This is a genomic window from Kribbella sp. NPDC049227, from assembly GCF_043197265.1.
Classification (GTDB): Bacteria; Actinomycetota; Actinomycetes; order Propionibacteriales; family Kribbellaceae; genus Kribbella.
In genome coordinates this window covers 1,021,677-1,034,937 of sequence record NZ_JBICST010000002.1, presented here as the reverse complement: position 1 = coordinate 1,034,937, position 13,261 = coordinate 1,021,677, and the positions used below count along the sequence as shown (strand labels likewise).

The window sequence follows — 13,261 nt, the reverse complement described above, 5'->3', positions numbered from 1 at the left end:
CAAGGGCTGGACTGCGGTCAGGTCCCGGGGTCGTGCCGGATCTCGTCGAGAACAGTCCGGAGGGTGAGCAGCGCGTCACGCACCTGCTCCTCCCGTCCACCAAGCCCCTGCTCCACGCGCGTTCGCAACGGGACGAAGAGCTTGGCCGCCGCCGAATGCGCGCGCCGGCCCGCCGGCGTCAGCTTGATCCGGTAGGAACGCCGGTCGGTGGGGTTCGGCTCGCGCTTCACGTGCCCTCGCGCCTCGAACCGCTTCACGTAGCTGGACACCGTCGTAGGTGGCCCCGCCATCCAGCGCGCCAGCTCCGTGGGAGTGATCGACGGCGCCGCAACCAGTACGGAGTAGATCGCGAACTCGTCACTGTCCAGTCCCGCCGGCGCCAGCGCCGCGTCGAGAAGATCGGCAGTCGCTCGCGACGTCAACCACACCATGAACGTCACGTCCACCCCCTCGACCAGCACCTCAGCAGCCGAAAGCCCATCCACAGTCCCCTTGCGTTCACGCACCATCCACCGATAGTACTGCGAAACCGCAGCACCTCGTCGACGGCCGGCGTCGGTGCCCTGCGAGCTCGGGCGGTAGGTCTCGGATCGCGGGTCATGACCGGTTCGGCGCCTAGGATCCGGGGATGCTGCCGATACACGTGACGGTGTGGGACGACGGTGAATCCACGGCTGACCAGGTGATCCTGATTCACGGCACGTTGTCCTGGGGACAGGCGTCGTACGCAGGGCAGCGGGAGCTTGGTCGGGATCGGCGGATTCTTGCCGTGGACCGGCGGGGGTTCGGGGAGAGTCCGGACACGGAGATGAGTGACTACGACGTCGACGCGGACGACATCACCGGGCTGATGGACAGGCCGAGTCACCTGGTCGGGCACTCGTACGGCGGCGTGGTCGCGATGCTCGCTGCCACCCGCCGACTCGAGATGGTCGCCTCGCTGGCCTTGATCGAGCCGGCGGCGCTGGCTGTCGCGACCTCGGATCCGGTGGTTGCGAAGGCACTCGAAGGCAACCGCCGCTACTGGCCGAGTACGCAGTCGCTGACGGCGGAGGAGTATCTCCGGGTTGTCTGGGGTGACCAGCCGGTTCCCGAGCCGTACGAATGGTCGCTGCGCGCCGCTGGTTCGGCGCTCCACGAGCGGCCGTGCTGGAACGCCGACGTACCGCTGGAGCCTCTCCGCTCCGCGACGTATCCGAAGCTGGTCCTGGCCGGCACCTGGGAGACAGCCCCGGCTGACTACCGCGCCGCGGCCGGCGAAGCGCTGATCGCCACTTCGAGGTTCATCGCCGCGCACACCGGCGCCACCTTCATCCAGGTCGAGGGTGCTGACCACTCCCCGCACCAGCAACGCGCCGACGAGGTGAACGCACTCCTGCTCGACCTGTGGCGACAGGCCGACGCACCGCCGGGCAGTGGCACCACGCAGCGCAGCGCACTACGCTCCGACGATGGAACGGAGTGAGGCGGCCGAGACTCGCGAGCAAGGCGACCGGCGGTCGCCGTTCGATCGGTTCGTGCAGACGGCCTACCTCCGCGTCAGCCAAGCCCCCTTCTTCTTTCTCTGTGCCGGGATCGTCGTGGTCTGGCTCGCGAGTCTGCCGTTGTGGGTGGATCTGAAGTCCTGGCAGGTCGCCATCCACACGGTCGCCAGTGTCGTCACCCTGCTCCTGCTGGTCCTGCTCGAGAACGCCGCCCGCCGGGCCGAGGAAGCCTCCCAGGAGAAGCTCAACGTGATCGCCGAGGCCCTGGCCGAACTGATGGCATCACAGTCCCGCACCGATCCCGACCTCGAAGAAGCCACCCAGAAACTCCGCGACGCCATCGGCCTCGAAGCCCGCCACTGACATGCCGAACCACTCCACAGGCCGAGGCCTGCTGGTGCTGATGTGCGGTACGGCGTACTCCGGCAAGAGCACCTATGCGCGGGCGCTCGCGGCGAAGGTCGACGCGGTGGTGGTCAGCCTCGACGAGATCAACGAACGCCGTGGGCTGTGGGGCGGTGACGGGATCCCGGTCGAAGAGTGGATCCGCACCCACGAGCTCGCCGGCGCCGAAGTTCGCGCTCTGCTCGCCGCCGGTCGGACAGTGATTGTCGACGACACCAGCTCGCTGCGCTCTCTGCGCGACGGCTGGCGTTCCCTGGCCGCCGGCGCCGGGTTCGTGCCGATCTACCTGGACGTTGACCACCCGACGATCCGCCGACGCCAAGCGGGCAACCGGGTGAGCGCGGCTCGGCGGGACGTGGCGGACGCGGTCCTGGAACAGCACCTGGCCGACTTCGAACCACCGGGCTCCGATGAGAATCCGGTCCGGGTCGCGTCGGTTTGAGCGTTTGAAGGCGTATCAGGATCGGGACCCTCTGCATCCAGTCGGTGAGCGCGCGTTTGCGCGGAGGGGGACGCATCGCCATGAGTCGCACGACTGACGGGCCGGGGTAGACCTATGTACCTGCCGCCGGTCCTTCGCCCCCTGGCCGCCGCGAGCGCGATCACCCCAGGGGTGCGGCGCATCGCGGAGGCTCCGATTTCCGTGGTTCGCGGGGTACCGGGTTCCTACGCCGCCGAGCGGCTGGCCGGCGTGGTCGACAGTTGGCAGCGGCTGCACGACTGCGTCTGGTTGCGCGCCCACGACGTACGCCCGACGGAACTGGCGCAATCCCTGGCCGCGGCCTGCAAACATCGCTGGTCACCCGTCGAGCCGGAGACCGGACGACTGCCGGCCGTCCGACTCGGCGACGAGATCCAAGGAGCACCGGAAGGCGCCGTCATCGTGCTCGAGCTCGGCGGCCGGATGACTCCGGGCGTCGCCCGGCTGGTCAAGGCGATCCGGCCGGCCGTCATCGATCGGGGCGTCAGGATGGTGGTGGTCACCGAAGGCTGGCTGCATCCTCAGCTCGGCCGCGGACCGGACTGCGTGGTGCCCGCGTCCGATCTGGTCGACGAAGCCGCTCTCGAGGAGTACTGGTCCGCCCAGAGCCGGGCACGACTACTCAGGTACGCCGGTCGCCACGCGGCTGTTCTCGGAGACGTACTGACCGCCGCGCAGCTATGGTCCCCGGACGCCGTCGACGAAGCGCTCGCGACCTCACACAGCCTGTCGTCGCTACTCGGCCGCCTCACCGCGGGACTGCTCGACCAACTGACGCCAGATCAGCGGAGCGCCCTCCAGGTCGCGCTGACCGTCGGCTATTGGCATCCGCAGATGGGCACCGGCCCGATCGCCTCCGGCCAGCTTCGACCGTGGTTGGTCCCGATGGAGCAGCAGTGGGGTTGGTTGCGCCCGATCTGGCGTCCATCACTTCAGCGAGAACTCACCCGGCCGACGGAGACCAAGCGACGCTGGTTCAGTAGCGAACGACCGGCGCCGGCGTACCCAGAGAGCGTGCCCAGCTCCCCCGCCGTCCGGACGGCCCCGCGCCAAGGTCTGCTCGAGGCGCGGCTGCTCGGCTCTCTCGAGGTGCGGGTCGATGGCTCGCCAGTGACGTCCTGGAACGGCCAGAGAGGTACAAGCGTCCTCCGGTATCTGCTCTCCCGCCGGCATCACGCCTGTGCCAGGGACGAGTTGCTCGAGGAGTTCTGGCGCGACGTGCCGACCTCGGCCGCACGCAACCGGCTGCAGGTGGCGGTCAGCGGCCTGCGTCGCGCCTTCCTCGACGTCACTGCGCTCAACCTTGTGGAGTACGCCGACGGCCGGTACCGGCTCAACCCGGACCTGCTCGTCCAGGTCGACGTCGAGACCTTCGAGCAGGGACTGCGGACCGCCGCCGCGGCTGAGCGGGCGCACCTTCACGAGGAGGCCAGAACGGCGTACCAGCAGGCGATTGCGCTCTACAGTGGCGATTTCGCCGCGGATGCGCCGTTCGAGCAGTGGACCTTGCTGCCGCGGGAGAGCCTGCGCATCAAGCTCGTCGACGCACTGGACCGGCTGAGCCGCATCGACCTGGCCGACGGGCGAGTGGATGACTGCATCGCCACCGCGCATCGGATGCTCGACATCGACCCATGCCGCGAGGACGCGCACCGACTGCTGATGCGGTGCTATGCCGCCCAGGGACGGACCTATCAGGCGGTGCGGCAGTACGAGTTCTGCACGCGGATCCTGCGGGTCACGATCGACGCCAGCCCTACGCCCGACACCACCGTTCTGTACGACGTGATCCGGAACGGTTCCGCGGCGGAACTCGCCAAGCTCCGCTGACCGGGTCGTGTCCCTGGCTCGGGGACACGACCCGGTCTGCTACGCCGGCATCAGAGCCGGCGGCCGTTCGGTCTGCGGCCCACGGTCAGTTCGGGTCCTCGATCTGGATGATCGGACCCTCGTTGAACCCGATCATGTCGAAGCCCGGAAGCCCGATCGGGCTGTCGAGGAACACCGAGACCACCAGCTTGTAGATGCCACTGGTGTTGCTTCCCGGATCGCCCTCGTCCAGGGCGAGCGCCGCCACGTTGAGCGTCACCGAGTAGTCGGAGACGTTGAACAGAGGCTTCACGGTGTCGTCCCGCGCCAGCAGGATCTCCGGACCGCCGCCGAGAGACTCCGCGAACGCCTGCACGTTCCAGCTGCTGTCGCGGAGCGCGAACAGCCACAGCGGCGAGAGCGGACCGGTGACGTTCCACTCCACGGCGATCTCGAACGGCTTCTTGCGGTCCAGGACCCGGTTGCCCGCCTCGAACGGCGGGAAGGTGCTGGCGGGGTCGATGACCTTCACCGCCGTGACGTCGCCCTGGATCAGGCCGGGAATGTTGGGATCGAACTGCTGCATGACATCTCCCCAAGTGGGTGGGCGGCCCCCGATGGGCTCGCCTCACGGAGAGACTGCAGGGCAGCGCTGAGTGAACCGCCGCAGTAGCGCTGAGCGGCGGCGCTCAGTCTTGACTAAGCGGAAACGCGCAGGTCAGCCGCCGATTCCAGCCTCGATCTGAAGGCCCTCGGTGCCGCCGGAGTGCAGCGCGAAGAAGTCACCTCGGTCGAGCACGGTCAGCCCGCCCGACCGCTTGAGCACCAGGCGACGACCACAACCGTCGTACGGGCAGACGAAGAGAAGCTCCGCTCCGTTGTCCGCCTCGACAACCATCCGATGCTGGTTCATAGTCACACCTCCTGGGCATGGCGATCACTGCGAGCCACTGACCGCCCATCCAGGACATGTACCCGGGAACGTTCGCCAGCAGTCCTCACGCCGGTGATGGATGATGTGCGGGTGTCTGTTGATGTTGCCGCGCTGGCGCGGGAGCGATTGGCGTTCGACTCGTTGCGGCCGGGGCAGGAGGAGTCGGTCCGGGCTGTGCTCGAGGGGAAGGACACACTCGCCGTTCTGGCCACGGGGACCGGCAAGACCGCGATCTACCAGTTGGCGGGGCTGGCGCTGGGTGGAGTGACGATCGTGGTGAGCCCGTTGGTGGCACTCCAGCGCGATCAGCTGCGGGCCTTGTCCGAGCATCCCGCGGGTGTCGAGGTCGCCGAGTTGAACGCGAGCGACTCGGCCGGTCGCCGGACGGCCCGCGACATGCTGTCCAACGACCGGCCCGGATTCGTGCTCCTGTCGCCGGAGCAGCTCACGCATCCCGACGTACTCGATCTGTTGGCCGCGTCCCGGCCGCGGCTCGTGGCCGTCGACGAGGCCCACCTCGTGAGCGAGTGGGGACAGGACTTCCGCCCCGACTACTTGCGGCTCTCCGCCGCCATCCGCGCGATGCAGCGGCCCCCGGTCCTCGCGTTGACCGCAACTGCTGCCCCGCCGGTGCGCAAGGAGATCATCCACCGGCTGGAGATGCGCGACCCAGCCGTGGTGGTCGGCGGTTTCGATCGGCCGAACCTCAACCTCGCGGTGTTCACCTTCGCCGACGAGGAGACCAAGAACCGCCGGCTGCTCAGCCATGTCCGGTCGTCGCGCGGACCAGGCATCGTGTACGTCGCCACCCATCGCCACGCGGAGGACCTGGCGCACGAGTTGGCGATCGCAGGCGTCCCGGCGCAGGCGTACCACGCGGGTCTGTCGGCCAAGCAACGTCGCGAGGTGCAGGACAGTTTCCTCGCTGACCAGTGCCGGGTCGTCGTGGCCACGATCGCCTTCGGGATGGGCATCGACAAACCGGGCATCCGCTGGGTCAGCCATGCCGAGGCACCGGGCTCGATCGACGCGTACTATCAGGAGATCGGGCGCGCCGGCCGCGACGGTGAACCGGCCGACATCGAACTCTTCTATCGCCACGCCAACCTCGGCCTCAACCGGTTCTTCGCCTCGGGAGGGGTGACCGACGCGGACCTGCTCGCCGTGGCCACGGCGATCCACGAGCACCGCCCGGCGGACATCCCCGAACTGGCCGCCGCGAGCGGCCTCAGTCCGGCCCGGGTCGAACGCGCTCTCGGCCGGCTGACGGATGCCCGGATGGTTGCCATCAGCCACCGTTTCCACCTGGCCGCCCGGGTCGACGTCGACCGGGCCGTCGCTGCCGCCTCGGCAGTCGAGCACGATCGCCGCGAGGCCGCCCGTTCCCGCGTCGAGATGATGGCGGCGTACGCGGAGTACGGCGGATGTCGTCGCGAATGGCTGCTCAGCTATTTCGGCGAGCAGTACGACGGCCCGTGCGGCAACTGCGACAACGACCTCGCCGGCCGCACCGCGACCCCAGCCGCCGACCAGCCCTTCCCGGTCGGCAGCAGAGTCACCCACCCCACCTTCGGTCCCGGCCAGGTCGAGCACTACACCGGCAATGCGATGACGGTCCTCTTCGACCGAGTCGGCTACAAGGAACTCCGAACCGCCTTCATGATCCACAACCACCTGCTCAAGCCCGAGTCCTGAGCGGCGACGCGGTCCATCCCCCCGCAGGGGCAGGGATGGACCTACGCCGGCCTCAGCGGATGAGCTGCGGTGTCGGAAGGTTGCCGCAGCCGCCGGAGTTGTGCTGAGGAGTGACCGTCAGGGTCTGGCCGAGATCGTTGTAGCCGGTCGCGGCCTGCCAGGTGCCGGTGTTGGCCAACTGGATCGCATACGCCGAGTTGTACGTCTGGGTGGAACCCGGCAGGGGGTCCTGGGACTGGAGCCGGGGCGCCGGGTCGGCGAGGTTGAGCAGCAGACGGTACTTACCGGGCACGGCCGGTGCACACACCTGCTTGTCGAGCGTCGTGGTGGTGCCGGCCGGCCAGCGACGCGGGTCGGCGGGCAGGTTCACGCGGTAGCTGTGCTTGTCACCCTGGAAGATCAACTGGACCTGCCGCGGGTTGTACGGCGCCGCCCAGCCGTCGTTGCGGATCTTCAGGCCGACGTCGACGGTCCCGCGCGGCCGGGTCGTGTTCGTGACCGTGCTCTGCTGGAGGGCGAACCGGTAGCCGAGCCGCTGCTTGGCGATCGTGATGTTGTCACCCCAGCTCGCCAGCACGTCCGGGTGGTAGTCGGTGTTCAGGAAGGAGAAGTGCAGCCTGGCCATCTCCTCCGACGCCGAGGCCCAGTCGGACCGCGGCGAGTTCACTGCGCAGGTCTCACCGCCCTCGGGCACATACTTGGTGTCCTGGGCAACGAATTCCTTGTCGAGCTCGATCGGGTCACTGAGGTAGGTCCCGAAGTCGTCCGGACTGGCGAGGAAGCAGTCGTTGTGATGACCGACCCGCGCCACCGGCGACCCGTTGTACGCCTGCTCCGCGGTGAGACCGCCTGCTGCCCCGGTCGGTACGCCGAGCATTCGCTGCTTCATGTACGGCGTACGCACCTGGATCATCCGGTCCTTCGGAAGGGCCTTGAGCAGGGCCATGATCACCGCGCGACGGTCCGCCCAGTTCTGGTCCGAGACCTGGCTCGGGTCCTGCGGGTCGGCGAAGTAGTCGGTGTAGTACCCCTCACCCCAGAGCCCGACGAAGCCGGACTGGACGACCGCGATCACGTCGGCGTTCTCCCGCAGGATCGGCGTCAGTTGGGCGATGTGCTTCTGGACGCGCGCCAGCGGTGCGTCGCCGTACGGGATGGTCGGCGGCCAGCCGGGCGGCTGGGCGTACGCGAACCGGACGATCGCCTTGATGCCGGCCGCGCGGATCGTCCGGAAGTCGGCTCGGACCAGGTCGAGGTACGCCTGGTCGAGCGTGTCCTGGCCGGCGAACTTCTCCAGGTAGAACACCCGGAGGATCTGGGTGACGTTCTCCTGGGTCCGGAAGTTGCGCAGCGTCGCCACGTTGAGTGGCACGTAGCCCGAGCCGTCGGCGCGGTAGTGCGTCTCCGTGTGGTGGTAGAAGCCGCGCTCCTGGTTGGGGATCACGGCATCGGTCGACGCATAGTCGCGGGTCGTGACCGGCCCGGTTCCGTGGGCCGCGGCGGCGGCCTGTGGCGCGAAGACCAGACTGACGAGGGCGATGATCGTAACGAACCGTCTCATGGGCGGGGCCTCCCTGACGCATCCTGCGACCTGGGAATAATCATGGAGTCCAGGAAAACTATGTCAAGAGCTCGGCGCGGTCAGATCGCCGAGACGGGCAGTTTCCCGTCGTACCGGGTGGCCTCGACCTGCTCGAGGGCCAGCCGGACGGCACCCAGCGCGACTCCCTCGGCTCCGAACTCCGACACCCTGATCTCGGGGGTCCGCAGACACCAGCGGTCGAGCTCGCGACGCAGAGGTTCGACCAGTACGTCGGCCGACCGGGAGAAGCCGCCGCCGATCACGACGAGCTCCGGATCGAGGGTGAGAACCAGCGCCGACGCGCCGACCGCGATGTCGCGCACGTACCCGCGGACGGCCCGGAGCGCCGTCCGGTCCCCGTCCCGGGCGGCGAGGAACACGTCTTCCACGTCGTCGCCGCCACCCAGCCAGTCGTACAGATGCTGCGGAGCCCTCAGCCAACCGGCCGCCGGCAACGCGCCGATCTCCCCCGCGGCGTTGCCGAACCCTCGGTGCAGCTTGCCGTCGATGATCAGACCGGCACCGGTGCGGAGGCCGGCGAGCAGGAACACGACGTTCCCGGCGTACCGGGCGACACCACGCCAGGACTCCGCGAGTGCGGCCAGCTTGCAGTCGTTCTCGACCCGGACGGGACCGGGGACGAGTCGGCGGAAGTGCGCGGCCAGGTCGACACCGGTCCACTCCGGCACGGCGTCGGACAGCATCACCTTGCCGGTGCCGTCGACGAGACCGGTGGAAGCGACACCGGTCGACCAGATCTGATCGGGGGTCACGCCGGCTCCGGCGAGGGTGGTGGTGACGCAGTCGTCGAGCATTGCCAGGCGCTCCCGGCGTCCGATCCGCGGGCTCACCGCGACCCGGGTCTGGTTCAGCACCACACCCTCGAGATCGGTGACCATGGCAAGGATCTTGTGGCCGCCGATGTCGACGCCGAGGATCCGGCCCGCGTCGGCGCGGAAGCGGTAGCGACGGGCGGGCCGGCCGACGGTGCCCACGGTCGGGGCCAACTCGGTCACCCAGCCACGCGCCAGCAACTCGCGGGCGACGTCCTCGGTCGAGGCCCTGGACAAACCAGTCCGCTTCGCCAGCTCGGTCAGCGTCAACGGCTTCTCGTCGCGCAGGACTCGCAGCACGCTCAGTGCGTTGAGCTGCCGCAGCCGGGACAGATCGCCACCGCTCGGCTCATCGGTCATCGCGACCCCCGGAGTTCGGATGGACTCCCTGATAACTATAGGCAGTTCCGCGACGGGTAGCGTCGTACCACCCGGACTGGAGGTATGAGCCTGTGACGAGCGCCGAGGGTCGCCTGGTGTGTATCGGCGATCTGGTTGAGGACGTTGTGGTCTGGTCGGAGGGTGCGTTGCGGACCGGGACGGACAACTCGGCGCGGATCCGGCGCGGGCGGGGTGGAGGAGCGTCGAACGTCGCCGTGTTCGCGAGCAGCCTCGGTACGCCGGTCCGGTTCATCGGCCGGGTCGGGGACGACGCCGTCGGCGAGGCACTCGTGCGGGAGCTGACGACGGTCGGCGTTGACGCCAAGGTCCAGCGACAGGGACGAACGGGCACGATCGTCATCCTCGTGGATGCGGCCGGAGAGCGAACGATGTTCCCCGATCGAGGTGCCGCGGCCGAGCTGGCCGACGTTCCGGACTCGTGGATCTCCGGTGCCGCGGCGGTCCACCTCTCGGCGTACTCGCTCACCGGACTGTCGTTGCCTGTCCTCCACCGAGCAGCGGAGATCGCTCGGGACGAGAGCGCGATCCTCACGATCGATGCGTCGTCGGTCGCTCTCATCGACTCGATCGGACGGGACAACTTCCGCTCGCTCCTCGGAGCGCTCCAGCCGACGTACATCTTTGCCAACGGCATCGAAGCCGACCTCGGCTCCCTGCGAGACCTCGCCAGTTCCGGTACGACGGTCGTGGTCAAGAACGGCGTGGAGCCCACCGAGGTGTATGCCGGCGGCAACAAATCGGCGACCGTCCGGGTGCCGGCGATCGACGACGTACGCGACACGACCGGAGCCGGGGACGCGTTCGCGGCGGGCTTCCTGTCCGCGGTGCTCAATCACGCCGGGGTCGTCGACGCGGTGGAAGCCGGCCACCGGCTCGCCCGGCGGGTTCTCACCGAACCCGGCGCCACCTTGACCACAGAGGGAGCTACTCGTGACTGACAATGGCAGGGTGCAGACCTTCCAGCCCATCGTGGCCGACGACGTAGCGCAGGCTCTCGACGAGGGACGCGCGGTCGTCGCGCTCGAGTCGACCATCTTCTCGAACCTCGGTCTGCCTGCCCCCGCGAACGCCGAGGCCCTCGAACTGTGCAAGCGAGCGGTCCTCGACCAAGGCGCCGTACCGGCTGTGACCGCGATCCTCGACGGCCGGCCCCATGTCGGGCTCTCGCCGGACGAGGAGAAGCGTGTGCTGCAGGGCACGCGGAAGGTCGCCGAGCGCGATCTGGCCGTGGCGCAAGCACAAGGATGGGATGTCGGCGTCACCACAGTCTCGGCCACGGTGACGCTGGCGCATGCCGCGGGCATCTCGGTGTTCGCCACCGGCGGCATCGGTGGTGTGCACCGCGGATCGGAGGTCAGCGGGGACGTCTCGGCCGACCTCGACGCGATCGCCAACCACCCGGTCGTCACTGTGTGCGCCGGGGCCAAGGCGTTCCTCGACCTGCCGCGAACGCTCGAGTACCTCGAGACCGTCGGCGTCCCGGTCCTGGGCTGGCAGCACGACTGGTTCCCCGCGTTCTACACCCGGTCGAGTGGACTGCCGGTTCCGCACCGGGTCGACGACGAGCAGGTGGTCTGCGACGTACTCCGGTTCCGCTCGCGGCCGAACACCGGCGTTCTGCTGACCGTCCCGATTCCCGTCGAGGACGAGATCCCGGAGTCACGGATCACCGACGTACTCGCCGCTGCTCTGGCGGCAAGTGCGAGCGCAGGAGTCACCGGGCCTGCCGTCACGCCGTACGTCCTCGAGCGCATCGAGAAGGAGACGGACGGCGAGAGCATTCCGGCGAACCTCGCCCTAGCCCGAAACAACGCGGGTGTCGCCGCCCGGGTAGCCGTCACCCTCGCATCACTTGGACAGCAGTGAGGACGGTGTGGGCTAGGCCGTCCGCGTCCAGGCCGTAGGAGTGCAGGAGATCCTTGCGGGAACTGGCGGGGACGAAGTCGGCCGGCAGGGTGAGGCTGTGCAGTTGGGTGGTGGCGCCGGCTTGGCGTAGTTCTCTGGCCAGCGCGTCGCCGAAGCTGCCCGACGGTGCGTTGTCCTCGATGGTGAACACGGTCCGGAAGCGTCCGGCGGCTTGCACCAGCGCTGGGTCGAGCGGTTGCAACCAGCGCGGGTCGGCAACAACCACCGGTACGCCGTGTCGCCGCAACTCGTCAGCCGCGTCCACAGCGGCCTCCGCGAGCGGTCCGACCGGCAGCAGCAGGACTTGGGCATCCGGCTCGGCGCGCAGTACGGACGCACTCCCCCAGCGTCCGACCGGCGCCAAGGTCCGTCCGCTGTCGCCTCGCGGAAAGCGCAGTACGGTCGGTCCGTCGTCACACGCGACGCACTCCCGCAGCAGGACGCGCAACTGGTCCGGATCACGCGGAGCCGCGACCCGGGCGCCCGGCACCAGCCCGAAGAGGCCGACGTCCCACATGCCGTGGTGCGACGGGCCGTCCGGACCGGTGATGCCTGCGCGGTCGAGGACGAATGTGACTGGAGCGTGGTGCAGTGCCGTGTCCATCAGCACCTGGTCGAAGGCGCGATTGAGGAACGTCGAGTAGATCGCCACGACCGGGTGCAGGCCCGCGCCCGCCAGTCCGGCCGCCGACACCACCGCATGCTGCTCGGCGATGCCGACATCGAAGATCCGGTCGGGGAACTCCACAGCGAACGGGTACAGGCCTGTCGGCCGCAGCATCGCCGCAGTGATCGCGACGACGTCCGGCCGCTGCCGGCCGATCTCGAGCATGGCGTCGCCGAACACACTCGTCCAGGACGGGCCGGACGCCGCTGACGATGCGGACGGCGAGACTGTGTGCATCCGATCCGCGTCGTCCTCCTCGGCAGCCCGATAACCCTTGCCTTTGGTCGTCACGCAGTGCACGACGACCGGGCGACGCAGTACAGCGGCCGCCCGCAACGCGGCTTCCATCGCTGCGAGATCATGTCCGTCCACAGGCCCGACGTACGCGAAGCCGAGATCCTCGAAAAGGTTGCCGCGGGCCACATTGTCGCGCAGTTGCTGCAAGTGCCGTGGCAGGTACCCGGCCGTGGGCTCGTAGGAACGCCCGTTGTCGTTGAGCACCACGACGACCGGCCGGCTCGGCGCAGCGGCGAGGTTGTTCAGTGCCTCCCAGCACATGCCGCCGGTGAGGGCACCGTCGCCGACGATCGCGACGACGCGCCGATCACAGTTCCCGGCCAGCTCGAAGGCTTTGGCGATCCCATCGATGTAACCAAGCGCCGTGGACGCATGGGAGTTCTCCACCAGGTCGTGCATGCTCTCGAGCCGGTTGGGATAGCCCGAGAGTCCACCGGACTGCCGGAGTGTGCCGAACGCATCCCAGCGGCCCGTGAGCATCTTGTGCACGTAGGCCTGGTGCCCGGTGTCCCAGACGATCGCGTCGGCGGGTGACTGGAAGACCCGGTGCACCGCGATCGTCAGTTCGACCACGCCGAGATTCGGTCCGAGGTGTCCGCCGGTGCGGCAGACGTGCCGGATCAGCTCCGCACGGATCTCATCGGCCAGCGTGGGCAGGGCGTCGGCCGGCAAGCCGCGCAGGTCCTCGGGACCACGCAGACCGGGGAGGAACCGCGCCGCCGCGCCGGCACCGAGCACTGTGCTCATCGAAGCCACCCCGCGCCGCC

Annotated in this window: 13 protein-coding genes; 7 read left to right on the top strand and 6 right to left on the bottom strand. The window is 68.8% G+C overall.

Annotated features, from left to right (window positions below; all coding sequences use genetic code 11):
- Positions 1-17 precede the first annotated feature (17 nt).
- On the bottom strand, positions 18-509 hold the full coding sequence (locus tag ACGFH6_RS11645; protein ID WP_393382741.1) for a MarR family winged helix-turn-helix transcriptional regulator: 492 nt from the start codon (positions 507-509) through the stop codon (positions 18-20).
- A gap of 119 nt (positions 510-628) precedes the next feature.
- Between ACGFH6_RS11645 and ACGFH6_RS11640 the strand changes: the two genes are divergently transcribed.
- The 4 genes from ACGFH6_RS11640 (at position 629) to ACGFH6_RS11625 (ending at position 4,200) form a co-directional block, all read left to right on the top strand.
- Positions 629-1,465 (top strand): alpha/beta fold hydrolase, encoded by an 837-nt coding sequence (locus ACGFH6_RS11640; protein WP_393382739.1) that lies wholly within the window; start codon positions 629-631, stop codon positions 1,463-1,465.
- A complete protein-coding gene (locus ACGFH6_RS11635) occupies positions 1,452-1,847 on the top strand; it encodes a low affinity iron permease family protein (protein WP_393382737.1) in 396 nt (131 codons plus the stop codon). Before ACGFH6_RS11640 ends, ACGFH6_RS11635 begins: the two co-directional genes overlap by 14 nt.
- Position 1,848: 1 nt before the next feature.
- Positions 1,849-2,331: an AAA family ATPase gene (locus tag ACGFH6_RS11630; protein ID WP_393382735.1), complete on the top strand. Its 483-nt coding sequence runs from the start codon at positions 1,849-1,851 to the stop codon at positions 2,329-2,331.
- A 114-nt stretch (positions 2,332-2,445) separates the two neighbouring features.
- A complete protein-coding gene (locus ACGFH6_RS11625) occupies positions 2,446-4,200 on the top strand; it encodes a BTAD domain-containing putative transcriptional regulator (RefSeq protein WP_393382733.1) in 1,755 nt (584 codons plus the stop codon).
- Positions 4,201-4,285: 85 nt separating this feature from the next.
- Here the strand turns inward: ACGFH6_RS11625 and ACGFH6_RS11620 are convergent, their stop codons facing one another.
- Both ACGFH6_RS11620 and ACGFH6_RS11615 read right to left on the bottom strand, forming a co-directional pair.
- A complete protein-coding gene (locus tag ACGFH6_RS11620; protein WP_393382732.1) occupies positions 4,286-4,765 on the bottom strand; it encodes a hypothetical protein in 480 nt (159 codons plus the stop codon).
- A gap of 132 nt (positions 4,766-4,897) precedes the next feature.
- On the bottom strand, positions 4,898-5,092 hold the full coding sequence (locus ACGFH6_RS11615; RefSeq protein ID WP_393382731.1) for a hypothetical protein: 195 nt from the start codon (positions 5,090-5,092) through the stop codon (positions 4,898-4,900).
- Positions 5,093-5,203: 111 nt separating this feature from the next.
- Here ACGFH6_RS11615 and ACGFH6_RS11610 point away from each other — a divergent pair, with 111 nt between their 5' ends.
- Positions 5,204-6,808 carry a RecQ family ATP-dependent DNA helicase gene (locus tag ACGFH6_RS11610; RefSeq protein ID WP_393382729.1) on the top strand — a complete coding sequence of 535 codons (1,605 nt, stop codon included), beginning with the start codon at positions 5,204-5,206 and terminating at the stop codon, positions 6,806-6,808.
- Positions 6,809-6,860: 52 nt separating this feature from the next.
- Here ACGFH6_RS11610 and ACGFH6_RS11605 read toward each other — a convergent pair whose 3' ends face one another.
- Positions 6,861-8,369: a DUF4832 domain-containing protein gene (locus ACGFH6_RS11605; RefSeq protein ID WP_393382727.1), complete on the bottom strand. Its 1,509-nt coding sequence runs from the start codon at positions 8,367-8,369 to the stop codon at positions 6,861-6,863.
- An 80-nt stretch (positions 8,370-8,449) separates the two neighbouring features.
- Positions 8,450-9,583, bottom strand: a complete 1,134-nt coding sequence (locus ACGFH6_RS11600; RefSeq protein WP_393382725.1) for an ROK family protein — start codon at positions 9,581-9,583, stop codon at positions 8,450-8,452.
- A 92-nt stretch (positions 9,584-9,675) separates the two neighbouring features.
- On the opposite strand from ACGFH6_RS11600, the gene ACGFH6_RS11595 reads away from it, so the two are divergent.
- Positions 9,676-10,563 carry a carbohydrate kinase family protein gene (locus tag ACGFH6_RS11595; protein WP_393382723.1) on the top strand — a complete coding sequence of 296 codons (888 nt, stop codon included), beginning with the start codon at positions 9,676-9,678 and terminating at the stop codon, positions 10,561-10,563.
- Positions 10,556-11,491, top strand: coding sequence for a pseudouridine-5'-phosphate glycosidase (locus ACGFH6_RS11590; protein ID WP_393382721.1), 936 nt, complete (start codon positions 10,556-10,558; stop codon positions 11,489-11,491). Before ACGFH6_RS11595 ends, ACGFH6_RS11590 begins: the two co-directional genes overlap by 8 nt.
- On the opposite strand, the gene ACGFH6_RS11585 is transcribed toward ACGFH6_RS11590, so the two are convergent.
- Positions 11,463-13,241, bottom strand: a complete 1,779-nt coding sequence (locus tag ACGFH6_RS11585) for a 1-deoxy-D-xylulose-5-phosphate synthase (protein WP_393382720.1) — start codon at positions 13,239-13,241, stop codon at positions 11,463-11,465. The genes ACGFH6_RS11590 and ACGFH6_RS11585 overlap by 29 nt on opposite strands.
- Positions 13,242-13,261: the final 20 nt, after the last annotated feature.

Excerpts from the sequence above, each read along its gene's own strand:
- ACGFH6_RS11645 (WP_393382741.1), bottom strand. The coding sequence starts at position 509 with ATGGTGCGTGAACGCAAGGGGACTGTGGATGGGCTTTCGGCTGCTGAG.
- ACGFH6_RS11640 (WP_393382739.1), top strand. The coding sequence starts at position 629 with ATGCTGCCGATACACGTGACGGTGTGGGACGACGGTGAATCCACGGCT.
- ACGFH6_RS11635 (WP_393382737.1), top strand. The coding sequence starts at position 1,452 with ATGGAACGGAGTGAGGCGGCCGAGACTCGCGAGCAAGGCGACCGGCGG.
- ACGFH6_RS11630 (WP_393382735.1), top strand. The coding sequence starts at position 1,849 with ATGCCGAACCACTCCACAGGCCGAGGCCTGCTGGTGCTGATGTGCGGT.
- ACGFH6_RS11625 (WP_393382733.1), top strand. The coding sequence starts at position 2,446 with ATGTACCTGCCGCCGGTCCTTCGCCCCCTGGCCGCCGCGAGCGCGATC.
- ACGFH6_RS11620 (WP_393382732.1), bottom strand. The coding sequence starts at position 4,765 with ATGCAGCAGTTCGATCCCAACATTCCCGGCCTGATCCAGGGCGACGTC.
- ACGFH6_RS11615 (WP_393382731.1), bottom strand. The coding sequence starts at position 5,092 with ATGAACCAGCATCGGATGGTTGTCGAGGCGGACAACGGAGCGGAGCTT.
- ACGFH6_RS11605 (WP_393382727.1), bottom strand. The coding sequence starts at position 8,369 with ATGAGACGGTTCGTTACGATCATCGCCCTCGTCAGTCTGGTCTTCGCG.
- ACGFH6_RS11600 (WP_393382725.1), bottom strand. The coding sequence starts at position 9,583 with ATGACCGATGAGCCGAGCGGTGGCGATCTGTCCCGGCTGCGGCAGCTC.
- ACGFH6_RS11585 (WP_393382720.1), bottom strand. The coding sequence starts at position 13,241 with ATGAGCACAGTGCTCGGTGCCGGCGCGGCGGCGCGGTTCCTCCCCGGT.